The 23,379-nt window shown below is 66.2% G+C and carries 20 protein-coding genes and 1 tRNA gene; 11 read left to right on the top strand and 10 right to left on the bottom strand.

The window, feature by feature from the left end; genetic code table 11:
- The first annotated feature begins 7 nt into the window (after positions 1-7).
- On the top strand, positions 8-1,051 hold the full coding sequence (locus OCH7691_RS17630; RefSeq protein ID WP_085884896.1) for a threonine aldolase family protein: 1,044 nt from the start codon (positions 8-10) through the stop codon (positions 1,049-1,051).
- Here OCH7691_RS17630 and OCH7691_RS17625 read toward each other — a convergent pair.
- Positions 1,042-2,391 carry a class I SAM-dependent methyltransferase gene (locus OCH7691_RS17625; protein ID WP_085884895.1) on the bottom strand — a complete coding sequence of 450 codons (1,350 nt, stop codon included), beginning with the start codon at positions 2,389-2,391 and terminating at the stop codon, positions 1,042-1,044. The genes OCH7691_RS17630 and OCH7691_RS17625 overlap by 10 nt on opposite strands.
- A 166-nt stretch (positions 2,392-2,557) precedes the next feature.
- Here OCH7691_RS17625 and OCH7691_RS17620 point away from each other — a divergent pair.
- Positions 2,558-2,632, top strand: a tRNA-Glu gene (locus tag OCH7691_RS17620).
- 127 nt (positions 2,633-2,759) lie between these two features.
- Here OCH7691_RS17620 and OCH7691_RS17615 read toward each other — a convergent pair.
- Entirely contained in the window at positions 2,760-3,887 is a 1,128-nt protein-coding gene (locus OCH7691_RS17615) for a helix-turn-helix transcriptional regulator (RefSeq protein ID WP_139839766.1), read from the bottom strand.
- Positions 3,888-4,079: 192 nt separating this feature from the next.
- Between OCH7691_RS17615 and OCH7691_RS17610 the strand changes: the two genes are divergently transcribed.
- The 5 genes from OCH7691_RS17610 to OCH7691_RS17590 are packed head-to-tail and all read left to right on the top strand — an operon-like array spanning position 4,080 to position 8,601.
- On the top strand, positions 4,080-5,129 hold the full coding sequence (locus OCH7691_RS17610; RefSeq protein WP_176245143.1) for a TRAP transporter substrate-binding protein: 1,050 nt from the start codon (positions 4,080-4,082) through the stop codon (positions 5,127-5,129).
- Between the two features lie 51 nt (positions 5,130-5,180).
- Positions 5,181-5,639: a TRAP transporter small permease subunit gene (locus OCH7691_RS17605; RefSeq protein ID WP_085884892.1), complete on the top strand. Its 459-nt coding sequence runs from the start codon at positions 5,181-5,183 to the stop codon at positions 5,637-5,639.
- Between the two features lie 18 nt (positions 5,640-5,657).
- Positions 5,658-6,962: a TRAP transporter large permease gene (locus OCH7691_RS17600; protein WP_085884891.1), complete on the top strand. Its 1,305-nt coding sequence runs from the start codon at positions 5,658-5,660 to the stop codon at positions 6,960-6,962.
- A 44-nt stretch (positions 6,963-7,006) separates the two neighbouring features.
- Positions 7,007-7,813, top strand: coding sequence for a phytanoyl-CoA dioxygenase family protein (locus OCH7691_RS17595; RefSeq protein WP_085884890.1), 807 nt, complete (start codon positions 7,007-7,009; stop codon positions 7,811-7,813).
- An 8-nt stretch (positions 7,814-7,821) separates the two neighbouring features.
- A complete protein-coding gene (locus OCH7691_RS17590; RefSeq protein ID WP_085884889.1) occupies positions 7,822-8,601 on the top strand; it encodes an HpcH/HpaI aldolase family protein in 780 nt (259 codons plus the stop codon).
- Positions 8,602-8,670: 69 nt separating this feature from the next.
- Here the strand turns inward: OCH7691_RS17590 and OCH7691_RS17585 are convergent, their stop codons facing one another.
- Together OCH7691_RS17585 and OCH7691_RS17580 are read right to left on the bottom strand one after the other, a co-directional pair.
- Positions 8,671-9,462 (bottom strand): hydroxyacylglutathione hydrolase, encoded by a 792-nt coding sequence (locus OCH7691_RS17585; protein WP_085884888.1) that lies wholly within the window; start codon positions 9,460-9,462, stop codon positions 8,671-8,673.
- Between the two features lie 113 nt (positions 9,463-9,575).
- On the bottom strand, positions 9,576-10,463 hold the full coding sequence (locus OCH7691_RS17580; protein ID WP_085884887.1) for an alpha/beta hydrolase: 888 nt from the start codon (positions 10,461-10,463) through the stop codon (positions 9,576-9,578).
- A gap of 217 nt (positions 10,464-10,680) precedes the next feature.
- Between OCH7691_RS17580 and OCH7691_RS17575 the strand changes: the two genes are divergently transcribed.
- Positions 10,681-11,853, top strand: coding sequence for an SAM-dependent methyltransferase (locus tag OCH7691_RS17575; protein WP_085884886.1), 1,173 nt, complete (start codon positions 10,681-10,683; stop codon positions 11,851-11,853).
- Between the two features lie 7 nt (positions 11,854-11,860).
- Here OCH7691_RS17575 and OCH7691_RS17570 read toward each other — a convergent pair whose 3' ends face one another.
- The 3 genes from OCH7691_RS17570 to OCH7691_RS17560 all read right to left on the bottom strand — a co-directional run bounded on the left by OCH7691_RS17570 (position 11,861) and on the right by OCH7691_RS17560 (position 14,927).
- Positions 11,861-12,643, bottom strand: a complete 783-nt coding sequence (locus OCH7691_RS17570; protein ID WP_085884885.1) for an SDR family NAD(P)-dependent oxidoreductase — start codon at positions 12,641-12,643, stop codon at positions 11,861-11,863.
- 4 nt (positions 12,644-12,647) lie between these two features.
- Positions 12,648-13,397 carry a response regulator gene (locus tag OCH7691_RS23865; RefSeq protein ID WP_085884884.1) on the bottom strand — a complete coding sequence of 250 codons (750 nt, stop codon included), beginning with the start codon at positions 13,395-13,397 and terminating at the stop codon, positions 12,648-12,650.
- Positions 13,398-13,649: 252 nt separating this feature from the next.
- A complete protein-coding gene (locus tag OCH7691_RS17560; protein ID WP_085884883.1) occupies positions 13,650-14,927 on the bottom strand; it encodes an NAD(P)/FAD-dependent oxidoreductase in 1,278 nt (425 codons plus the stop codon).
- A 162-nt stretch (positions 14,928-15,089) separates the two neighbouring features.
- Here OCH7691_RS17560 and OCH7691_RS17555 point away from each other — a divergent pair, with 162 nt between their 5' ends.
- On the top strand, positions 15,090-16,637 hold the full coding sequence (locus tag OCH7691_RS17555) for an acyl-CoA carboxylase subunit beta (protein ID WP_085884882.1): 1,548 nt from the start codon (positions 15,090-15,092) through the stop codon (positions 16,635-16,637).
- A 21-nt stretch (positions 16,638-16,658) separates the two neighbouring features.
- Here the strand turns inward: OCH7691_RS17555 and OCH7691_RS17550 are convergent, their stop codons facing one another.
- Complete coding sequence (locus OCH7691_RS17550) at positions 16,659-18,212, bottom strand: long-chain-fatty-acid--CoA ligase (protein WP_085884881.1); 1,554 nt, start codon at positions 18,210-18,212, stop codon at positions 16,659-16,661.
- A gap of 165 nt (positions 18,213-18,377) precedes the next feature.
- On the opposite strand from OCH7691_RS17550, the gene OCH7691_RS17545 reads away from it, so the two are divergent.
- Positions 18,378-18,845 (top strand): GNAT family N-acetyltransferase, encoded by a 468-nt coding sequence (locus OCH7691_RS17545; protein ID WP_085884880.1) that lies wholly within the window; start codon positions 18,378-18,380, stop codon positions 18,843-18,845.
- 18 nt (positions 18,846-18,863) lie between these two features.
- Here the strand turns inward: OCH7691_RS17545 and OCH7691_RS17540 are convergent, their stop codons facing one another.
- Both OCH7691_RS17540 and OCH7691_RS17535 read right to left on the bottom strand, forming a co-directional pair.
- Entirely contained in the window at positions 18,864-21,821 is a 2,958-nt protein-coding gene (locus tag OCH7691_RS17540) for a PAS domain-containing protein (RefSeq protein WP_176245142.1), read from the bottom strand.
- Positions 21,822-22,005: 184 nt separating this feature from the next.
- Positions 22,006-22,656 carry a class II aldolase/adducin family protein gene (locus OCH7691_RS17535; protein WP_085884878.1) on the bottom strand — a complete coding sequence of 217 codons (651 nt, stop codon included), beginning with the start codon at positions 22,654-22,656 and terminating at the stop codon, positions 22,006-22,008.
- A 152-nt stretch (positions 22,657-22,808) separates the two neighbouring features.
- On the opposite strand from OCH7691_RS17535, the gene OCH7691_RS17530 reads away from it, so the two are divergent.
- A complete protein-coding gene (locus OCH7691_RS17530; protein ID WP_085884877.1) occupies positions 22,809-23,270 on the top strand; it encodes a helix-turn-helix domain-containing protein in 462 nt (153 codons plus the stop codon).
- Positions 23,271-23,379: the final 109 nt, after the last annotated feature.

The raw sequence follows: 23,379 nt of genomic DNA, 5'->3' as shown, positions 1-23,379 counted from the left end.
ACGTGCCGTGAATTTCGCCAGCGACAATACCGCCCCCGTCTGCCCGGAAATCATGGAGGCGCTGGCCCGCGCCAATCACGGCAACGCGATGGGCTACGGCGACGACGAGGAGACGCAGGCCTTTTCCCGCCTCTGTTCGGAGCTGTTCGAGCGCGAGGTCCTGGCCTTCCCGGTCGGGACCGGCGGGGTCGCCAACGCGCTGGCACTCTCGGTGCTGGTGCCGCCCTATGGCGCGATCTATTGCCAGGAGGACGCCCACATCGACGTCGATGAATGCGGCGGACCGGAATTCTTCACCGGCGGCGCCAAGATCGTGCCGTTGCCGAGCCCGCGCGGCAAGCTCGACCCGGCGGCCCTCGCAGCGCGGATCGCCAATGCCGGGGCCGGTGTCGTCCACCACGTCCAGCCGGCGGCGGTCAGCATCACCCAGGCGACCGAACTCGGCACGGTCTACAGTGCCGACGAGATTGCCGCCATTGCCGGCGTCGCGAAGGCAGCCGGGTTGCCGTTGCACATGGATGGCGCGCGCTTCGCGAATGCCGTCGCGGCGCAGAATTGCAGCGCCGCGGACCTCACCTGGAAAGCCGGCGTGGACGTGCTGTCGTTCGGCGCGACGAAGAACGGCGCCATGGCCGCCGAGGCGGTGATCTTCTTCGATCCTGGGAAGGCCGGCGATTTCGCCTTCCGGCGCAAGCGGGCCGGCCAGCTCTATTCAAAGATGCGCTATATCTCGGCGCAGCTCCGCGCCTATGTGACCGACGATCTCTGGCTCCGCAACGCCCGGCACGCGAACGCCATGGCGGCGCGGCTGGCCGACGGCCTCGGCGCGATACCGGGTGTCGAACTGCTCCAGCCGGTCGAGGCCAACGAGCTGTTCCTCGCGATGCCCGGGCCGGTGATCGCGGGCCTGCAGGCGGACGGCTTCCGTTTCTACGTGATGGGGACCGCCGAGGCGCCGGTGGTCCGTCTTGTCACCGCCTGGAACAGCGAGGCGGAGAGCGTCGCCGCGCTCATTGCCTCGGCCCGCGCCCACGCCGGCGTTCAGGCGTAGAGGTCGGCCCGGGTGGGCGGCAGTTCCGACGGTCCCTTGCGCGCCTGGCTGCTGGCGACGACCTGGAAGATGCGGAGCGGCCCCGCCTCGAAACCGACCGAGACGCCCGCGAGGTAGGCGAGCCACATCCGGTAGCGTTCCGCCCCGATCTCGTCGATCGCCGCGTCGGCATTGTCGGTGAGCCGTTCATACCAGTGCTGGCAGGTGAGCGCGTAATGTTCCCGCCAGCCTTCCACGTCGTGGATCTCGAAGCCGGCGGTCTCCATGACGTCCAGCGTATTGCCGATATGGTCGAGGTCCGAGCCGGGGAAGATGTAGCGGAGAATGATCCGCCGGCCCTGGCTGATCCGCCGGAAGGTCTTCGGCTTGCGCTTGGCGCGCCGGGTGATGCCGTGGTTGAGCAGGATGCCACGGTCGCGCAGCAGGTGCTGGAGCTTCTTGAAATAGGCCGGGTAGTTGGCGATCCCGACATGCTCGTACATGCCGATCGAGGCGATCTTGTCCCATTCGCCGTCAAGGGTCGCGTAATCGCGGAGCTCGACCGTTACCCGGTCGGCGAGGCCGAGCCGATCGATCTTCGCCCGGGCATGCTCGAACTGCGCCTCGCTCAGCGTGACGCCGTGGGCGGTGACCCCGTAATGGGTCGCGGCGTGGCAGATCAGCGCGCCCCAGCCGCAGCCGATGTCGAGGAAACGCTCGCCCGGCCGCAGGCGGAGCTTGCGGCAGATCATGTCGAGCTTGTTCTTCTGCGCCTGCTCGAGCGGCTCGGACCAGTCGTGGAAATAGGCGCAGGAATAGAGCATCTCCGGATCGAGGAAGAGCCGGTAGAAATCGTTGCTTACATCGTAATGGAACTGGATGAAGCGGCTGTTGTCGCGTCGGGCCGCGTCGCGCCCGGTTTCCTCGCCTTCATAGACATGGCCGGCGGCGGGTCCCGCGTCGCTCCGGCCGCCGAGGGCGAGGCGGAGGGTTGCCCCGAGCGGCAGGCCGCGGATCAGGCTCCCGGGCGAGGGCCGGCCGCGTTTCCAGGACTGGCCGGCGCGGAACAGGCCGATCAGGTCGCGGCCCTCGATGTCGATCCGGCCCGTCGCATAGAGCCGGAACAGGGTCTCCAGTCCCGGCCGGCGAATAAGCGCGCGGAAGACGTCCGGCCCGGCGATCCGGACGACATGGCGAGGCTCTCCTGCGGCGCCCGTATCGGCGCCGGATGCCGTTCCGTCGAACGGGATCACGCTTTCGTCCCAGAGCCGGAACGCCACGGGAAAGTCGATTCGCGCCGCCAGGTGGCGGAGCAGGCGGCGCCCATCGGCGAGCGCGCGGTCGTTCGCGGCAGACGGCATAAGGGATCCCCCAGGTCGGCGACAACGGCCGATTGTCGGGTCGCCCGGCGAAAGGCGCAAGCGGCTCCGGACAATCCGGCCGGTCGCAGCGGGTGAAGGCCCGCGAGGCTGTCGGAAACCCCTTGATCCGATCGCCGATTGTCGCTATCTACAGCGCCTCGACCGCGTCCCCTTCGTCTAGCGGTCAGGACATCGCCCTCTCACGGCGGAAACAGGGGTTCGATTCCCCTAGGGGACGCCATCGATCTTTCGGGTCATGCCGGGGCCGAGGCCCGCTGCCCGATCCTTCAATAGACGCAATCACGACCGCCGACTGCTGGACAGGCGGGCCGAGCCGGTCATTGGCGATGGCCCGGCCTGGCCATCGACTAGTGATCGATCAGGTCGCTTTCCGGTGGCCGCGATCCGGCTATCGCCGGCGTGCTCAGCCCGATACGCACCAGGTCGGTCTGCCGCGAAACCCCGGTCTTCGCGAAGATGCTCCGAAGATGGCTGCGGGCCGTCTCGAAGGCGATGTCCAGCAGTTCCGCGGTCGCGGCAATGCGCTGACCCGACAGGAGATGCCGGGCGACCGCCCGTTCGCGGCAGGTCAGGTCGTAAAGCGCGGCAAGGTTCTCCGCCTGGCGCTCGGCATCCGGCGCCGGCGTGGCGAGCACCACCATGACCAGGGGTTCCGCGTTTCCTGTCCAGGTCGAATTCTCCGGGATCACCTCGATCAGGACATGCAGCCGCGCGGTCTCGTCCTGATCGTTTCTTCCGTCGACGCGCAGAACCGAAACCTGGCGCTGCCGGCCCGATACCCGCCACTCGGACAGTGCCTCGCCGGCGAGGCGGCGGACCTTCGTCGCCAGCGGCCGCTCCGCATTGAAGAGCAGTTCCTTCGCGATGCCGTTATGGGCGGCAAGGGCACCGTCCTCGTCGACCAGGCAGATGCCCCAGGGCAGGACATCCAGAACGTGTTGCAACCGCGAGGCAAGGTCACGCTCGCGCTGGTGAAGGCTGCGGATCCGGAAGACCCGCGCCAGGTGCGGGAGAAGCCCCTGGTAGCGCTCGATCTCGGCGCTGCCGAACGCGCCTTCATTCTCGGAGCGGAAAACCCGCAGGCCATAGGATCGACGGCCGTCGCTGAAAATGAAGGCACCGAGGGCATGCTCCGTGCCCAGCTTCTTGTACAGTTCGCGATAGGCCCGGCTCTGCCGGTAGGCGGCATAGCGGGGAATCATCGTGTCGGTTCGCACGGTTCCGAGCGGCTGCTGGACGAGGTCGTCGAGACGCAGGTCGTCCTGCCGGAGGTCCTGGAGATAGGCGCGGCGATACTCGGTTCCGACGCCGAACTCGTCGGCGAAGGACAATTCTCCCGTAACCCTGTCATTGACCAGGATGACGGCGCTGCGTGCGCCACAGAGGTCCGCTATCGCGGGCACAACGTCCGACCAAGCGGCGTCCAAGACGCTGGCATCGTAGATGCGCTCCACCAGGCGGTCGGGCAACTGCACGATGGCGGTCTCCTCATGAACACTGAGAACAGCCGAGCATGGGGCAATCAGGAGGTCCGCACAAGGCCGCGCGCTCGTGGGTAACCCGTTCGGGTGATGCCGGCCTTTCAGGGAGCCGCTAGAGTCCCTCGGCTCCGGCGCGGGTCCGAGACCCGCCAGCCAGAAACAAAAAAACTCCAGGGAGGGATGACATTGACTGAGAAATCTGTTTCCAAGGGTCGCCGCCGCTTCATGATCGCCAGTGGCGCAGCGCCGATCGCGCTCGGCCTCGGGGCCGGCTCGGCGAAGGCGGAGGCCCAGTTCAGCTGGCGTTTCCAGACCCTCTGGGCCGCCGGCTCCATCAACATGGAGATCTTCAAGGCATTCTGCACGAACGTCGGCGAGATGAGTGGCGGACGCCTGACGATCGAGCCGCTGGCGGGCGGCTCCGTCGTCGGCGCCCTGGAACTCTACGACGCGGTTCAGAACGGCATCCTCGACGGCCAGAACGGTGGCGGCGGATATGTCGCCCAGAAGGACATCGCCTTCGTGATGCTCGGCGATCTGGCGGGTGCCTACGAGCGCCCGGACCAGATGCAGGCCTGGTACGAGTATGGCGGCGGCAAGGAACTGGCCCGGGAGCTCTACGCGGCGCATGGCACCTATCATGCGGGCCTCGTCTGGCACGGCATGGAATCGATCCCGAGCAAGGTCCCGATCCGCGGCGTCAGCGATCTGAAGGGCGTCAAGATGCGGGCCCCGACCGGTGCCGTGAGCAAGATCCTGCAGCATTTCGGCGGCGCCCCGGTCAACCTGCCGGGCGGCGAGGTCTATACCTCGCTCGAACGCGGCGTCCTCGACGCGACGGACTGGGGCACTCTCTCGATGAACGTCGACCTGGGCTTCGAAAAGGTCGCGCCTTACGCGCTCTATCCGGGCTTCCACTCGATGCCGGCGACCGACATCGTGGTCAACATGGATCGCTGGAACGCTCTGCCGGACGATCTCAAGTCGATCCTTGTCGTCGCGACGCGCGATTTCGGCCGTGACATGTATCAGCGACTGATGATCGAGGATCAGAAGATCGCGCAGACCGCGAAGGATCGCGGGCTGGAACTGATCGACTGGCCGATGGAAGAGCGCCGGAAGTTCCGCGAGGCCGCGTCGGATATCTGGCAGGAACTCGCGGCGGATTCGCCGATGGCGAGAAAGATCGTCGACAGCCAGACCACGTTCCTGAAACAGATCGGCCTGCTGTCGTAACCGGGCGGCACCAGAGTTACCGCCTTGGATGCGAATCGAAAAAGCGACCCGTTGACGCGCTTCGCGGAAATGCTTGGCGAATGGATGTCGCCGCTGTTCCTCGTCGCCGTGATCATTTCGGTTTACGAGGTCGCGCTTCGCTACGGTTTCGATGCGCCGACATCCTGGGTGCATGAACTCACGGTGCTGCTCAGCGCCTGCTGTTTCGTCGTGAGCGGCCTCTATGCCTTGGCGCGAAACGAGCATATCCAGGTCACCGTTCTGAGAGACCGCCTGCCGCCCTCGGCGCGGCGGGCGGTTGATCTTCTCAGCCTGTTGCTCGGACTGGTCTTCCTGCTGGCGATCGTCTGGGGCGGCTGGTCGCACGCCTGGGAGGCGCTCTCCAACTGGCACAGCACGCGGACCGCCTTCAATTCGCCGACCCCGGCGATCCTGAAGCCGCTGATCGTTGTCATCGCGGCCCTCATGGCGGTGCTGCTCCTGGTGCAGCAACGCAACAAACCCCGTTAGACAGGGCAGTTCCGGCAGATGGATCTCGGCACGATAACAGCCCTCATGGGCGGGGCGATCGTCATCTTCATGATGCTGGGCGTGCCGCTGGTATTCGTGACCGGCTCGGTTGCCGTGGTCACGGCCCTCCTGACCTTCGGTCCGAACGCGCTGCCGCTCATTGCCAGCCGGATCTACACGACGGTCGACAGCTACGCGCTGGTCGCGGTGCCGATGTTCGTGCTGATGGCGGCGATCCTGGAAAAGGCCGGGGTGGCGCAGGAATTGTACGACGCCATGCATGTCTGGTCCGGGCGGCTCAAAGGCGGCGTGGCATTGCAGACCATGATCGCCGCCGTCGTCATGGCGGCCATGACCGGCATCGTCGGCGGCGAGATCATGCTGCTCGGGATGGTCGCGCTGCCCCAGATGCTGCGCCTCAAGTACGACCGGAAACTCGCCATTGGCACGATCTGCGCCGGCGGATCGCTCGGCACGATGATCCCGCCATCGCTCGTGCTGATCATCTACGGTCTGACTGCGAGCGTTTCCATCGGGGATCTTTTCCTCGCGGCGATCGGACCGGGTCTGCTGCTCGCGTTTCTCTATCTCGGCTACATTTGGGTGCGCTGTACGCTGAACCCCTCGCTCGGCCCGCCATCCGACATCGGCTCCACGCTCAGCTTCCGCGAGAAGATCGTCCACCTGAAGGGGCTGGTCCTGCCGCTCGGCGTGGTCGGCGTCGTGCTGGGCAGCATCTACATGGGGATCGCCTCGGTCAGCGAAGCGGCCGCCGTCGGCGTCGCGGGCGCGATGGTCTGCGCCGCGGTGCGTCGGGCACTGACTTCCGGTCTGCTGATCGACAGCCTGAAGCAGACGATGCGCGTCTGCGGCACGATCCTCTGGCTGACCTTCGGCGCCAGCGCCCTGATCGGCGTCTACGGCCTGATCGGTGGAACCCGCTTCGTCGGCGACCTCATGACGAACCTGCCCATCGGCCCGCTCGGCATCATCGCGGTGATGATGTTGATCGTCTTTGCGCTCGGCATGGTGATGGACTGGATCGGCATCTGCCTGCTGACGATGCCGATCTTCGTGCCGCTGGTCAGCCAGCTGGGGTTCGACCCCGTGTGGTTCGGCGTCCTGTTCTGCGTCAACGTCCAGATGGCTTACCTGAGTCCGCCGTTCGGCCCGGCGGCATTCTTTCTGAAGAGTGTCGCGCCACCGGACATCACGCTGCAGGAGATCTTCGCCGGTCTCGCCCCTTTCATCGCCTTGCAGGCAGTCGCGCTCGGGGTGCTGCTGTTCTGGCCGCCCCTGGCACTCTGGTTCGTGGGTCGCTGACACCGAACGAGCGCCTCCGGAAATCCCAACAGGAGCTGATACGCATGCATCTCACAGAGGAACAGATCGCGGAGTACCGGGACAAGGGCTACGTCCTCGTTCCCGGGGTCCTGAGCGCGCCGGAGCTCGAGGTTCTCGATGCCGCGGTGAAAGACCTGGGCCGGCACGATGGCCCCGAAGTCATGCGGGAGAAGGACGGCAAGCCGCATGTCGTTTACGGGATGCATCTGCTGGATGAGCGTTTCGGCACGCTTTCCCGGCACCCCGGACTGGTGGGGCCTGCGGAGCAGCTTCTCGGCAAGCAGATCTACGTCCACCAGTCACGGGTCAACGTGAAGCAGATGGGCGGCGCCATCGTCGACTGGCACCAGGACTTCGGCACCTACAATCGTGTCGACGGCGTGCCGGAACCCGACGGGCTGATGATCTCGATCCTTCTGGACGAGGTCACCGCCTGCAACGCGCCGCTGATGCTGGTGCCGCGGACGCAGAAGATCGGTATCGTCCAGGAGGCACGGGTAAACCGCGATGCCGAGGACCATTCGGCGGCGGCGAAGTATCGCTACGACATTCCGCTGGAGACACTGGAACGGCTGGTCCGGGAGCAGGGCCTGGAAGCGATCACCGGGCCGGCCGGATCGGTGTTGTTCATGAACATGAACGTGGTGCATGGCTCGACCGTCAACATCACGCCGCTGCGCCGGGTGATCCTCTATCTCAACGTCTGTTCCGTCGATAATTGCGGGCGTAGCTTCAAGAGGCCGGAATACCTGGCGGCGCGCGACTTTTCCCCGATTCTGCCGCTCGGCGAGGACTGCCTGCTTCGCTATCGGGACAACGCGGCCAAATAGAGGAAGAAATGAGAGACAATCCCGTCAAGCAGAAGCTGCAGCGCGGCGAAACCGCCTTCGGAACGATGGTTTTCGAACTGGTATCGCCCGGCCTGCCGGCAATCCTGAGCGCCGCCGGCGCCGAGTTCGCGCTCTACGACATGGAACACAGCGGCATCTCGATGGAAGAGATGAAGCGCCAGTTCGCCTATGGCCGGGGTCTCGGGCTGGTCCCGATCGTCAGGCCGCCGGGCAAGCAGTACCAGTTCGTCTCGCGCCTGCTCGATCTCGGCGCGATGGGACTGATGCTGCCGATGGTCGAATCCCGCGCCGAGGCCGAAGAAATCGTCTCCTGGACGCGCTATGCGCCGCGCGGCGTGCGCGGTGCCATGTTCGGCGGCGCGCATGACGACTACGCGCCGGGTGACGTCGCGGAGAAAATGCGGATCGCCGAGGACCGAACCATCGTGCTCGCGATGATCGAAACGGAAAAGGGGGTCGCCAACGTTGACGAGATCATGTCGGTCGACGGCATACACGGCGCCCATCTCGGCCAGTTCGACCTTTCGCTCTCGCTCGGGATCCCCGGGCAGGTCGATCATCCGAGGATCGACGCGGCGGTCCAGTCGCTGCTCGCTGCCTGCAAGGCGCACGGGAAGTTCGCGGCCTGCATGGCGCCCACGGTCGAGATCGCGCGGGACTGGATGCGACAGGGCTTCAACATGGTGTCCTATTCCTACGACATCGGCCTGCTCGCGAACGGCCTCAGCGACGGAATAGGGCAGCTGCGGGGAAAGGCTGGCAGCTGACCCGGCTGTTGTCATCAAGCCCGGCGGGGCGGGCCCGGAGGCTGCCGTCCGCCGCCCGGGCCTGCACGCTTACCAGCTGTTCCGGAGTTCGCGCAGCTTGACGAAAACGGTGCGCGGGTCGGGGGCGTCCGGCAGGTCGGGAAAGGATTCCCGGATCCTGGCGATGACGCCCGGGTTTCGCAGCCGCAGGAAGGTATTGATTTCCTTTTCCAGCGCCAGAGTGGTCACCAGCGCCTTTTCCGGGTCCTGGGTCTCGGCCTCGGCCAGCAGCGTCTTCGCGCGGGCATTGTCCGGTTCCCGGTCGAGCGTGAACTGGAGATTGTTGGCCAGGTATTCGTGCCCCGGGTAGACCAGCGTGTTGTCGGCGAGCTTGCTGATCTGGTTGGCGAAGGTGTCGTACAGCTCGTTCGGATGGCCGCCGTTGTGACAGTTTCCGGCGCCGGCATTGAACAGCGTGTCGCCGCAGATCAGGGCCGGCTGGTCGGTATGGCTGAGCAGGCAGACATGGCTCATCGTGTGGCCCGGCGTGTCCAGGGCCTCGATCTCGACGGTCTTGCCGACCTTGATGATGTCGCCGGCCGAGAGGCCGCGATCGATCCCGGGGATCTTGTCCCGGGCATTCCTGTGGGCGAGAAGCTTGGCGTCCGTCGCGGCGATAACCGGCTTGTTGCCGCCGATATGATCGCCATGCTCGTGGGTGTTCAGAACCTGGCGGATCGTCCAGCCCTTCTCCTTCGCCACGGCCAGGCACTTCTTGTGGTCGAGCGGGTCGATGGCCAGTGCCTCGCCGGTTTCCGGGCAGACGATCAGATAGTTGAAATTGCGGTAGGCGTTGCCGGTCCAGATCTGCTCGACGATCACGCGCGGGCTCCTCGGAAATTGCGGATTGCTTGGCGACAGTCTAGGCGTTCGCGTTCCGACCGTACAGTCCGCCGGCCAGGCCGGGACGATAGTCCGGCGCCCCGCGCCCGGCCTCAGTCGCCGACGCGGGCGCCGGAAGCGAGGCGCGGTCCGCTGTTGCCGGCAAAGTCGACGATGGCGGCGAAGGTCCGGTCGTTACGGAACGGTTCGGCGATGTCCATGAGGATGCGCGCATGGCCGATATCGGCGATCGGGCGGTATACGACGGGCACGCCGAGCGCCCGGAGTGCCTTCGCCAGTTCCTCGGAATTCTGCGGATAGACCGTGTCGTCGCCGGTGCCGTGCAGCAGCAGCGTCGGCGGCGCCTCGGCGTTGACGAAATCGTAGGGGCGGCTGCCGTCCTTCGGGATGCCGGCGAAGACCGCTTTCACCGAATCGTAGTCCTGCATGTAGGAGGCATACGGGCCAGCCAGCCCGACAAGGCCGGCGATCGCGGTCCGCGGCACTGCCTCGGCCGCGAGGTAGCGCGGGTTGAGGGCCAGGAGGGCGGCGATGTGCGCCCCGGCGGAATGTCCGGCGAGCACGATCCGATCCGGATCCCGGCCCGTCGCGACAAGGTGGCGCCGGGTCCAGGCGACCGCCCTGGCCGCGTCATCCATGAAGGCCGGGAAGCGCACCTCGGGATAGAGCCGGTAGTCGGGAATGACCACGGTAAATCCGGCAGCGGCGAGGGCCTGGCCGACGAAACGGTAGTCGGCGCGTTCGCCCCGCTTCCAGCTGCCGCCGTAGAAGAAAATGATCACCGTGTCCGAATCACCGGCGACCGGATGGTAGAGGTCGAGTTTCCGCCTCGGTCCGTCGCCATAGGCGATGCCGGTTTCCAGCCGGTAGCCCTCGTTCGGCACGATCGCGTCGAGCATCCCGAGCGGCGAGCAGGCCGACAGGAGGAGGGCGAAGGCGAGGACTGCCGGGATCAGCGGACGCAGGCGAAGGATCGTCATGCTACGGCTTACGCTCCATCCGGAAAAGCGGATCAGCGCGGCGGTGGCAGCGCGCTGTATCGGTATTGCCTGGTGCCGGCGTGATCGCCGGTCGGCTGGCGATCCATTCTTCTGCAATCAGCGTAGTCTGACTAGTCGATGCGGTGCGTTGCCGCTAGATTTTCGAGCGCGGACCGGCGCCGCCCTGCCGCCGGGCAACAGGGAGCCGACGCGCGCCATGACAGCATCCAGCTATCTTCTGGATCGGCTCGGCAGCCGAATTCGGTGCGGCAGCCTCCGCGTTCGTCTGCCGGATGGCAGCTGGCGACGGTTCGAGGGGGCTGAGCCGGGACCGGGAGCAACACTGCATATCGACAGCCCGCGCTTCTATCGCCGGCTCATGAGCGGTGGCAGTGTCGGCTTTGCCGAAGCCTATATCGCCCGGGAATGCGACACTCCCGATCTCCGCGCGCTGCTCGATCTGCTGGCCCGGAACATGGGCGGCTGGCGTGACGAAATGGAGGGCTCGCGCCTCTACCGTGTCGGCAGATGGATCTATCACGCCCTGCATGCGAACACCCCGCGTGGCGCCCGGCGCAACATCCGGGCGCACTACGATCTCGGCAACGAGTTCTACCGCCGCTGGCTTGACGACAGCATGACCTATTCGTCGGCCGTGTTCGAGGCGCCCGACATGGCGCTCGGCGACGCCCAGGCGGCAAAGTATCGGCGCATCGCCGAGGCCGCCGATATCCGCGACGGCCATCACGTGCTCGAGATCGGCTGCGGCTGGGGCGGCTTCGCGGAATTCGCCGCGTCGCGGATCGGCGCCCGCATCACGGCGATCACGATTTCCGACGCACAGTACGAATATGCCGCCGAACGGATTTTCCGGGCCGGCCTGAACGAGCGCGTCGCCGTCGAGAAGCGCGATTACCGCGATGTCGAGGGAGCCTACGACCGGATTGCCTCGATCGAGATGTTCGAGGCGGTGGGCGAGGCCTACTGGCCGCAATTCTTCGACAAGATGCGCATGTCGCTGCGTCCCGGCGGGCGGGCCGCGATGCAGGTGATCACCATCGCCGACCACCTCTATGACGGCTACCGGAAGGGCACCGACTTCGTCCAGCGCCACATTTTCCCGGGCGGCATGCTGCCCTCGCCGGCGGCGATCCGCGCGGAGGTCGCCCGCGCCGGGCTGAGCTATGTGGGTGACAGCGGCTTTGCCCACGATTACGCGGCGACCCTCGCGCAATGGAGCGGGCGCTTCGAACGCGCCTGGCCGGAACTGCTGGCCATGGGGTTCGACGAGCGTTTCCGGCGCCTGTGGCGCTACTATCTTGCCTATTGCGAGGCAGGCTTCCGGAACGGCCGGATCGATGTCCGGCAGATTGCTCTCGGCCGTCCCTGAGGCGTCGCTAGTCCCGCTTGCCCGGCTTGCGCAGCATGCGACGGGTTGCAGCGAAGAAAAGCGGGTAGGGGAGGATGCCGAGCAACTTCATCAGGAATGCAAACCGGCGCGGAAAGACGATCTCGAAGCGATCGCTCGCGAGACCGCGGACAAATGCCTCGGCCGCGTCCTCTACCTCCATCAGCATGGGCATGGGGAAGTCGTTGCGGTCGGTCAGCGGCGTACGGACGAAGCCCGGATTGACGATCTGGAGGATGATGCCGGCGCGTTCGAGTTCGGGACGAAGCGCCTGGCACATGTTGATCAGGCCGGCCTTCGTCATTCCGTAGGCGGCGGCTCCGGGAAGCCCGCCATAGCCGACGACGGAGGCGACAACGGCGATCCGGCCACGACCGCGTTCGCGCATCGCGGGCAACAGCGCGTCGACGCAGTGAACCGTGCCGAGCAGGTTGAGGCGGATCAGCCGTTCGAAGATCTCTGTCTCGAACGGATCGATGCCCGTGGGCTCGTGGCTGCCCGCGTTCAGGATCGCCTGGTCGATCGGGCCGAGGTCCGAGCGAATCCGCGCGACCGTCGCGGCGATCGCCGGCCCGTCGGTGAGATCAAGCGGATAGGCGGCGATGCTGCCCGGAAGCCTTCCGGCCTCGTCGCCAAGCGTCTTCAGGGCATCGGCGCTGCGAGCCGATGCGGCGACGCGCCAGCCGTCGGCCGCGAGCCTGAGGGCGACCGCCCGGCCTATTCCGTAACTCGCACCGGTGATCCAGGCAATTCCGGGGTCGGTGCGGGTCATGGCGCTAGTCCTTCGAATCGATGAGAGACCTGATCGCGTCACCGAGCTGGTTCTTGCGGAACGGCTTCTCGAGAAGCTGCATCCGCGCCGGCAGGGTCGCGCCGTCCTCGTAATGGGCGGCGGCATGGCCGGAAATCAACAGGATCGGCAGTGTCGGGCGCAGCTTCCGGGCGGCTTCCGCCAGTTCCCGGCCGTCCATGCCACCGGGCAGGCCGATATCGGAAATCAGGATATCGACATCCTGCCGACCCGACAGAACCTCGATCGCCTGGGCGCCGGATTCAGCCTCGATCGAGCGGTAGCCGAGAATACGCAGGAGCGCGACGGTCGTCGCGCGGACGTCGGGTTCGTCCTCGACCACAAGGATCATTTCATTCTCACCCTGTTCAGCGGTGGATGCCGGCGTTCTCTCTATCATGGAATCCTTTTCGCTTCGCGGCAGTCGGATACAGACAGTGGTTCCGGCTTCCCGGCGGCTGGCAATCGAGATCGTTCCTTTCGATTGCTGGACGAAACCGTAGACCCTGGAAAGTCCGACTCCCGAACCCTTGCCGATGTCCTTTGTGGTAAAGAAGGGTTCGAACACATGCTCCAGCGCGTCATCCGGAATGCCGACCCCGGAATCGCTGAGCGCAAGCTCAACATAATCAACTGGGTGATCGATTCCCAACTCCGCCGCTTCCGCGACCGGGAACGCGCGGTTGCGCGTCCGGAACCGCAGACTGCCGTGCCAGATCGCCAGGCCCTGAGCCATGCCCGAGATGGCTTTGGCGAGGACAGGTTCGAGGGAATCGTCGAGCGTTTCAGGCACGGCGGTGTCTGAGCCCGGTGCGCGGCCGTCCTGGTCGGGCCGTGTGGAGTTTGTCGTCGTCAAGCAAACGCGGCCCCGATTGACGTCGTTCCTTGCCGTGACGGCGTGGGCAGGGAAACCTCATGCACATACTATCCCCCGAGATTGAATGAATGTCATCCATCTCGCGCCAAGGGGGTGGTGCAATGCGCCGGTTCAGAGGCGGTCGCGCAGCGAGTAGTAGAGCATGCCGAGGATCAGCAGCGGTTGCCGCAACAGCCTGCCGCCCGGGAATCGCGACAGCGGAACGCGGGCGAAGACATCGAAGCTTTCCGCGGTGCCGGCAACCGCATCGGCGATCACCTTGCCGGCGAGCGTGGCCATTGCCACGCCGTGTCCGGAAAAGCCCTGCGCGGAATAGACATCGTGGGCGAGCCGCGTGAAGTGCGGCATCCGCTCCATGGTGACCGCGAGGGTGCCGCCCCAGGCATAGTCGATCGCCGCCCCGGAAAGCCCGGGAAAGACCCTGAGCATGTATTTCCGGACGAACCCGGCGATATCGTCGGGAAAGCGGGACGTGTAGGTCTCGCCGCCACCGAACAGCAGCCGCTTGTCGGCGGACAGCCGGAAATAGTCGATCACGAACTTGGTGTCGGCGACCGCCATGTCGGCGCCGAGGATCCGGCCGCCTTTGGCCTCGGCGAGCGGTTCGGTCGCGATGATGAAATTGTTGATCGGCATGATGTGGCCGGCCAGTCCCGGCTCCAGGTTTCCCAGGTAGCCGTTGCAGGCCAAGATCAGGTGGCGCGCGGCAACGCTGCCGGTCGCCGTCTCGACCCGGATCGGCCCGTCGGCGGTCCGGCGAATCACCCGGCTTCCCTCGTGCAGGCGGGCGCCGGCGGCGCTGGCCGCGTCCGCGAGGCCGAGGGCGTAGTTCAACGGATGCAGGTGGGCAGCGTCGAGATCGACTGAGCCGCCGAAATAGACGTCGCTGCCGACCGCCTCGGCGACCTCCCGGCGGTCGAGCGCGCGGACATGCGGATAGTCGTAATGCCGTTGCAGGAACTCGGCATAGTGTTTCAGCTCTTCCGCGAGCCTGGCGTTGTGCGCGGCGTGGATCACGCCCGGCTTCAGGTCGCAGGCGATGTCGTGGCGGCGGATCAGGTCCTTGACCAGTGCCTTGGCGTCTTCGGCGAGCTGCCAGAGCCGCCGCGCATCGTCGCGCCCGACCATCTTCTCCAGCGCATCCTGTTCCTTGCGCTGGCCGCTGCCGACCTGGCCGCCGTTCCGTCCCGAGGCGCCCCAGCCGATCCGCTCCGCTTCCAGAAGGACGACGTCATAGCCCCGTTCGGCCAGATGGAGCGCCGCCGACAGGCCGGTATAGCCGCCGCCGACGATGCAGACATCGGCCTCGGCCGTGCCGTCGAGCGACGCGTGGCGGGTCGTTCGATTGGCGGTCGCCGCGTAGTAGGAAGGCGGATGCTCGGCAATCATCGCTCAGGTTCCATTGGTCAGGATGCGAGGCCAGGTTCGCACATATCATGGCGGTGAGGGGCTGGAACAGCGCCTTTGCATCATTTCCGGTGGTCCGCGCCGCTTCCTCGTGCTGCACTCTGCGGACCGGATGCGGGAACTCCGGACGTCGGGGAGGAAGCGGTGAGCTGGGAAGCGGATATCGAGGAACTGCGCCGTCGCGAGGCGCTGGCCCGCCGGATGGGCGGGGCCGACAAGGTCAAGCGCCAGTACGATGCCGGGCGGTTGACCGTGCGGGAACGGATCGATCGGCTCCTCGATCCCGGCAGCTTTCATGAGGTCGGCGCCCTGGCCGGACGCGCCACCTATGACCCGGCGGGCGAGATTGCAGACTTCATGCCGGCCAATTTCGTGTTCGGCCGTGGTCTTGTCGATGGTCGGCCGATCGTCGTCGCCGGCGACGACTTCACCGTTCGCGGCGGCGCCTCCGACGCCTCGATCCGCGGCAAGCAGGGCGCGGCCGAGCAGATGGCCAACGAATATCGCCTGCCGATCGTCCGTCTGATCGAAGGCACGGGTGGCGGTGGCTCCGTGAAGAGCATCGAGATCGAAGGCTACACCTACCTTCCCGCCAACCCGGCCTGGGAATGGGTGGTCGCCAACATGGCGACCGTGCCCGTGGTTTCGCTGGCCCTGGGTCCGGTCGCCGGGCTCGGCGCCGCGCGGGCGGTCAGCAGCCACTATTCGGTCATGGTGAAGGGATTGTCGCAGCTTTTCGTCGCCGGTCCGCCGGTCGTTGCCGGTGCCGGCGAGACCGTCGACAAGGAAGGCCTCGGCGGCAGTGCCATCCATACCCGCAACGGTGCCATCGATGACGAGGTCGCGACCGAGGACGAGGCGATCCAGGCGGCGCGACGCTTTCTCTCCTACATGCCGCGATCGGTCGACGAACTGCCGCCGCGCCGGCCGGTGAGCGACGATGCCGGCCGCCGCGATGCCAGCCTGATCGACGCGATCCCGCGCAACCGGCGGAAGATCTACAGGATGCGGCCGATCCTGGACGCCGTCTTCGACCGCGACAGCTTCTTCGAGATCGGGCGGCGCTGGGGTCGTTCGATCATTACCGGCCTTGCCCGTCTCGACGGCTGGCCGGTCGCGGTCATGGCCGGCGAGCCGTCCCACTACGGCGGCGCGTGGACGGCTGCGGCCTCGCACAAGATCACCCGCTTCGTCGACATGGCGGAGACCTTCCACCTGCCGGTCGTCCACCTGGTCGATTGTCCTGGGTTCCTGATCGGCACCGCGTCGGAGCAGGCGGCGACGATCCGCCACGGCGCCCGGGCCCTGTCCGCGATCTACCAGGCGACCGTCCCCTGGTGCTCGGTCGTGGTGAGAAAGGCCTTCGGGGTCGCCGGTGCCGCCCATACGAATGCCGCACGGTGCCGATTCCGCTATGCCTGGCCGAGCGGCGACTGGGGTTCATTGCCGGTCGAAGGCGGGCTCGAGGCGGCCTACAAGGCCGATCTGGCCGCGGCCGACGATCCGGTCGCGCTCCGGTCGGAAATAGAGGATCGTCTCAACAAGGTCCGCTCACCCTTCCGCTCGGCCGAGCATTTCTCGGTCGAGGAGATCATCGATCCTCGCGATACCCGGCCGCTTCTGTGCGAGTTCGCCAACCTGGCGGCGCCACTCCGCCGTCCGGGGCCGAGCCGCTTCGGCATGCGGCCCTGAAAGCAGGAAGGCGGCAGCGGATCAGTTGACCTGGCGCTCCCGGTTCTCCCAGTAGGGCCTGCGCAGTTCCCGCTTGAGAATCTTGCCGGACGGGTTGCGCGGCAGGGCGTCGACGAAATCGACCGATTTCGGCAGCTTGAAGCCGGCGATCCGGCCGCGCGCGAAATCGATGATATCGGCCTCGCTCGGCGAGGTGCCCGGAGCCGGCACGACGATCGCCTTGACCGTCTCCCCCCAGCGTTCGTCCGGAACGCCGATGACGGCGACGTCGGCGATGTCCGGATGGCCAAAGAGCGCGCTTTCGACTTCCGCCGGATAGACGTTCTCGCCACCCGAGACGATCATGTCCTTGACCCGGTCATGGATGTAGACATAGCCGTCCGGGTCGACGTAGCCGGCATCGCCGGAATGGAACCAGCCGTCGCGGATCGCCGCGGCATCGGCCTGGGGCAGGTTCCAGTAGCCCTTCATCAGCCGTGTGCCGCGATAGATCACTTCGCCGACTTCGCCCGGCGCGACATCGTTGCCCTCGGCATCGACCACGCGAACCGTGCCGGGTTCCATCTCGCGGCCGCAGGAGCGCATCCGGGCCGTCCCTTCCGGGTCGTGATCCCCGGGTGCCAGATAGGTAATCGCCCCGGTTGTCTCGGTCAGGCCGTAAAGCTGGATGAACTGGCAGCCGATCACCTGCATGGCCCGGCGCAGCAAGTCGAGCGGGATCGGCGAGGCACCGTAGAACAGGCTGCGCAGGCTAGAAAAGTCCGTACGCCGGCTTTCCGGATCCTGCAGGACCATCAGGATCACCGCCGGCACGAGGATCGTCGTGGTGACCCGGTGTCGGGCGATGGCGTCGAGGATTGCCTTCGGCTCGACATCGGGCAGCACGACACAGGTCCCGCCGATGGCGAGAAGGTGAAGCGCCCAGCCGATGCCGGCGATGTGGAACAGCGGCATGACGACAACCGTCACATCCTCGCCGGGCCGGGTGTCCCAGTTCCGGATGCAGACGTCGAGATCGCCCAGGACGTTGCCGTTGGTGAGTTGCGCGCCTTTCGGATGACCGGTCGTACCGCTGGTATAGAGCTGCATGACGACGTCGTCCGCAGCCGGAACTAGGCCCGGATCGGCGGGGGATTGCCGGTCGCGCCAAGGCCGGTAGCGGCTCTCGCCGCTCTCCGCCAGACGAACGACGTGGGCGGGCAGGCGGCCTGCCTCCTCGAGAACCGCCAGGATGGATTCGAACTCCGGTCCGACGAACAGGAACTCGGTATCGGCGTCCTGGATGATGAAGGCGATTTCGGGAGGGGCGAGGCGCCAGTTGACCGGCACCAGGACGCAGTTCGCCTTGGCGCATCCGAACATGATCTCGAGATAGCTGTCGCTGTTCCTGGCGAGCACGGCAACCCGCGCCTGGGCCTGGAGCCTGGCGGCGATCAGGCCGTTGGCGATCTGGCTGGCGAGGCGATCGAGGGTCGCGAAGTCGGTCGCCCGATCGCCGAAAACGAGCGCCGTCTGCCCGCCCCGGTCGGCGGCGTGTCGCCGCGTCACTTCCGCCACCGTCAATGCCGCCGTCATCGCATTATCCCCCGTTTCGCCCTTCTTTGCGTCGAGACTGGCCGCAGCCGCCCCGGCATGGCAAGTCCCGAATGCGCGCAGCGCGGTCGCCCTGAGGGCTTGACGGGGCCGGATCTTGCCCGCGAGATTCGAACAGGCTGCATCCTTGAAGGGGCCGCTCGCGCGATGACCGATACTGAGCAATTCGAGTTCCGGGATGCCGTGCCCTCCGAAGCCGGCCTCCTGGGTGATATCGCCTTTCGGTCCAAGGCATACTGGGGCTACGACCCGTCCTTCATGGAGGCCTGCCGGACGGTGCTGAGCTTCACCCCGGACGAGGTTGCAGCCGGTGATTTCCGTCTGGCCGTTGCCGGCGATCTGCGGGCCGGCTTCTATCAGCTTGGCGGCGAGCCGTCCGACGGCGTGATCGAGAACTTCTTCGTCGCGCCCGAATGGATCGGCCGCGGCCTCGGCGGCCTGCTGTGGCGCGACCTGATCGCGCGGGCCCGTCGGGCGGGGATGCGGAGGCTTGTGGTCGACGCCGATCCGCATGCGGCGGGATTCTATGAACGTGGTGGCATGACGCGCTGCGGGGTGGCGGTCTCGACCGCGATTCCGGGCCGGTTCCTGCCGCGCCTGTCCCGGACGCTCTGAGCGGTCGGTGGGCCGATCCTAGATCCCGCGCTCGCCGAGTGCCTTGCGGACGGCGCGCGCCACGGTTTCGGCGCGAAGCGGCCGCTTCAGGAAGACCGTTGCGTGGCTGTCGATCCCGCCATCAAGATCGGGCCGGCCGGATATGAAGATGACCGCGATACCGGGCTGGTGCGCGGCGATTTCGCGGGCGAGTGCCGGGCCGTCCGGGGTTCCCCGGATATGCAGGTCGGCGATGAGCAGGTCGATGGTCTCGCTGTCGCCGGCGATGTGGAGCGCGTTCGCAGCGCTGTCGGCGGCGGTGACGTGATAGCCTAGGCCGTCGAGGATGTCCGCCATGCTGCGTCCGAATTCCCGATCGTCCGACGCGACGAGAACATGCTTCCGCCGCGCGGTCGGCTGGCCCGACATGCGGTCCTCGCCGGAACCCGGGAAGACGCGGTCCCAGGCGCGCGGCAGATAAAGGCGGAAGCTTGTCCCTTCGCCGGGCGTGCTGTCGATCTGCACATCGCCACCCGACTGCTTCACGAATCCATAGACCATGGACAGGCCGAGCCCGGTGCCCTGGCCGACTTCCTTGGTCGTGAAGAAGGGGTCGAAGGCGCGGTCGCGAACGGCGTGCGACATGCCGCGGCCGGTGTCGCTGAAGGTAAGGCAGACGTAGTCGCCGGGCCGTGTATCGGCGTGCGATTCGGCGAATTCCTGATCGAGGCGCGTGTTCTCGGCCTGGATCCGGAAGCGGCCGGTGCCGTTCATCGCATCGCGGGCGTTCAGCGCGATGTTGATGACGGCCTGTTCGAGTTGATCGACATCGACGCGAAGCGGCCAGATCCCCGGAACGCAGTCGACGGAGACCTCGACACCCGGGCCGACCGCGCGACGGATCCATTCGGCCATGTCGGCCAGCAGCATCCCGGTATCCGCATTGCGCGGCGTCAGGGTCTGGCGCCGCGAGAAGGCAAGCAGGCGCTGAGTCAGTTCGGCGCCGCGTTCGATTGCGCCGAACACTTTGGCCATGCGGCTCGCGCGATTGTCGGACGTGGTGAGATCGTGTTCGATCAGTTCCAGGTTGCCGACGATGACGGCGAGCAGATTGTTGAACTCGTGGGCGATTCCACCGGTCAGATGACCGACCGCCTCCATTTTCTGGAGCTGGCGCACCTGCTCCTGCAAGGCCCGTCGTCCGGTTATGTCCGTGATGGTGATGACACTGCCGCCATCGGCGCCCTGATTGACGCCGACTTCGACGATGGTGCCGCCGGGCAGGACGCTCGTCGTATGCCCCGGGGTGACGTCGCCTTCGCCGCCGGCATCCGGCAGTTCCGAGGAGGCTTCACGGATCAGGTGGAGATTGGTGCCGATTTCGCTGGCCAGGCCGTCCAGCAGCGGCTTGCCGGGCAAAGCGGCCCCCTCGGGCAGGGCGAACAATACCCGCGCCCGCTGATTGATCAGCAGGATGCGTTGCCGGGCATCCAGTACCAGCAGCCCCTGATCGATGTTTTCGAGCGTGTTCTCGAGCATCGCGGCCTGCTTCCGTAGGGCCTTCTCGCTGAGTTCGAGCTCGGCCAGGGCCGTCTTCCAGTCGGAGATGTCGATGGCGATGGTCAGGATCCCGGTGGTCTCGCCAGCCTCGTTGCGCAGCGGGATCTTGTTGGAAAGCGTCTGGATGACCTTGTCCTCGAGCACGAGCTCGGCTTCGAAGAATTTCCGGCTATCGCCGCTGTCGATCACCTCCCGGTCATGCGCGACGACGGCGCGGGCGAAATCCTCAGGGAACAGATCGAAGGGCGTCTTGCCGATGACGTCCCGACCGGTAAGGCCATAATGATCGACCGCGTAGCGATTATGGTAGACCACGCGGTTGCCGGTATCCTTCAGCGTGATGATCATCGGCACCGCGTCGAGGACCGTCTGAAGGAGCAGGCGCTGGTCGTCTCGTTTCTCCTCGGCCAGGACCCGAAGCGTGATATCCCGGCCGGCACCCCGATAGCCGATGAACCGCCCGGCCTCGTCGAAACAGGGTTTGCCGCTCACCTCGCCATGGCGCCATCGGTCCTTGGCATCGCGGTAGGCGAAGCGGAAATTCCGGAACTGCCGTCTCGCCTTAATGTCGCTCTGGTGGCGCTGCCACGCGGGATCGTCGACATTGGCGCCGGGCAGTTCCCAGGGATTGAGGCCGAGAAGCCGGGCCAGGCCGGAATCCTTGCCCTTCCTCTTCAGCGAGACAAAGCGCAACCGCAGGTCCGCATCGGTCTCCCACAACCAGTCGGAAGCGGCTTCGGCGAAGTCGCCAAGCCGGGCCTCGGTCGCGGCCATGGCGCGCTCGGCCGCGCGCCGCCGGGAGACATCGCGCAACAGCAACAGCGTGGCCGGTCCGCCGGGCCAATCGACCTCGTGACGGGCGCATTCCAGCAGAACCGGATCGCCGTCGCTGCCCAGTATCTCGACGTCGAACATGGTCTCGCCTGTCGACATCGCGGCACGAGCATCGGCCGGAAACAGTTCGGCGACGGAGGCCATGGCGAGGATATCGTCGGGCGTGCCCAGGCCCAGATAGCGCGCCGCCGCGGCATTCGCATGCAACGGCTTCAAGTCGCGATGCACGAGAACGCCTTCCCGGCCGTGGCGGTCGAGTACGCCGGTCAACGTCTCTGGCGGCCGGGCGCCGGATGCTCCGATGACCTGCACGATCCCGCTGATCGGGAAGCCGGTTTCGGACGGTCCGGCCCGGGAAGCCGGACGTACGACCAGCCGCAAGGGGGCGCCCGTCCGTTCTCGCCAGGAGAATACGCGCTCTTCCGGGATCTCGCCCCGCCGCAGGGCGCGAAGCAGCGTGATCGCGGCGGCGCGGTCGCTGCTGTCGAGGCGCTTCAGAAGCTGGCGGAGAGCGGGAGGCGCGGGGGCCGGCGTGAACCCGAGGAGCTCGAAAAGCTCGACCGACCAGATCGGACGGCCGCTCGACGGCTCGAACGCAAACATACCATGTTTGCCAAGATGACCGGGAGCGAACATGATACGTGAGACGCCTCGAGCTGGAACGGCAGCGACGTGATTAAAGTGCTCAGTCGATACTCATTTTCGCGATATTGCCAGCTTAAGGAATATTCGGCTACCGCATTCGTCAGGGCGCGCGGCGGCCAGGTGTCTCGATCTTCCCGGACGTTCAGTCGGCGCTGCCATAGCCGGCGGCTAATTTCTCCGCGACCGCCGCGATCTCGGTGTCGGACAGGATGACCGGTTCGCCGATCTGCAGGGCCCGCCAATAGATCTCGGCGAGCGTTTCGACCTCGACCGCCAGCGCCAGGGCCTTGGCGAGGCTGGTGCCGCCCGCGATCAGGCCGTGATTGGCCAGCAGGCAGGCCTTCCGGTCTCGCATCGCGGCGAGCGCGTGGTCGGACAGTTCCTGGGTCCCGAATGTCGCATAGGGAGCGCAGCGGATGTCGTTGCCGCCGGCCAGCGCGATCATGTAATGCACCGCCGGAATGCCGCGGCCGAGACAGGCCAGCGTGGTCACCGAGACGCCGTGGGTATGGACGATGGCGTTCAGGTCCGGCCGTTCGCGCAGCAGGTCGAGGTGAAAACGCCACTCGCTCGACGGCTTCCGTCCTTGCCGCGGTACGCTGAAACTGCCGTCAAAGCGCATATGCACGATATCGGCCGGATCAAGCTGGTCATAGGCAAGCCCGGAGGGGGTGATCAGGATGCCGTCGCCGCTGCGGACGCTGGCATTGCCGGAGGTGCCCTGATTGATCCCCAGCGGGTTGAAGCATCGTACCGTTGCGATCAACTCGTCGCGCAATTCCCGTTCGTTCATGTCCGCTCGATTTCTCCGTGTCTACCCGTTGTTTCCGCAGCTTTTCCGCCTGTGCCCGTCGATCTATTTCTAACGACGGTTGCGTCAACTTTCCCCGTACAATAGTATGAATCCGCTCCGATTGGGGGATCGGGGCGAACATAAGTCGTGTAATGACATCAGGGAGTTTTAGTGTGGCACTCGATCCGATCGATATCCATGTGGGCAGTCGGGTCCGGTTGCGGCGAAACCTCAAGGGCATGAGCCAGGAGAAGCTCGGCCTCGCAATCGGCCTCACCTTTCAGCAAATACAAAAATACGAACGCGGCGCCAATCGGATCGGCTCGTCGCGGCTTTTCCAGCTCGCTCAGGTGCTCGACGTTCCGCCATCATTCTTCTTCGACGACATGCCGGCCGAAGTGGCCGCGACCGCGCCATCTCCGGTCGCCGTCTCGCACGAGCAGGCCGAAGACCAGGCGAGCGATGACGAGGAGACGCGCTCGCTCGTCGAGACCTACTACCGGATCAAGTCGCCGCTTGTCCGGAAGCGGGTGTTCGAGCTCGTCAAGGCATTCGATACCGAGGTCCTTGCCGGGCGCAAGGCGCCGCGCAGGCGGCGCCGCAAGGCGGCCTGAACGGCGCACCCGATCCTGGTGCGATCCGGCCCCGCAGCCGCGGGGCACGGGAGTTTTGCGACCGTCGCTCTGGCGCCGGGTGGGCTGCGCCGCTAACCTGCCGTGATAG

Source organism: Oceanibacterium hippocampi (assembly GCF_900172325.1).
Lineage (GTDB): Bacteria > Pseudomonadota > Alphaproteobacteria > Sneathiellales > Sneathiellaceae > Oceanibacterium > Oceanibacterium hippocampi.
The sequence above is the reverse complement of the archived record's forward strand: the minus strand, read 5'-3'. Positions and strand labels throughout refer to the sequence as shown.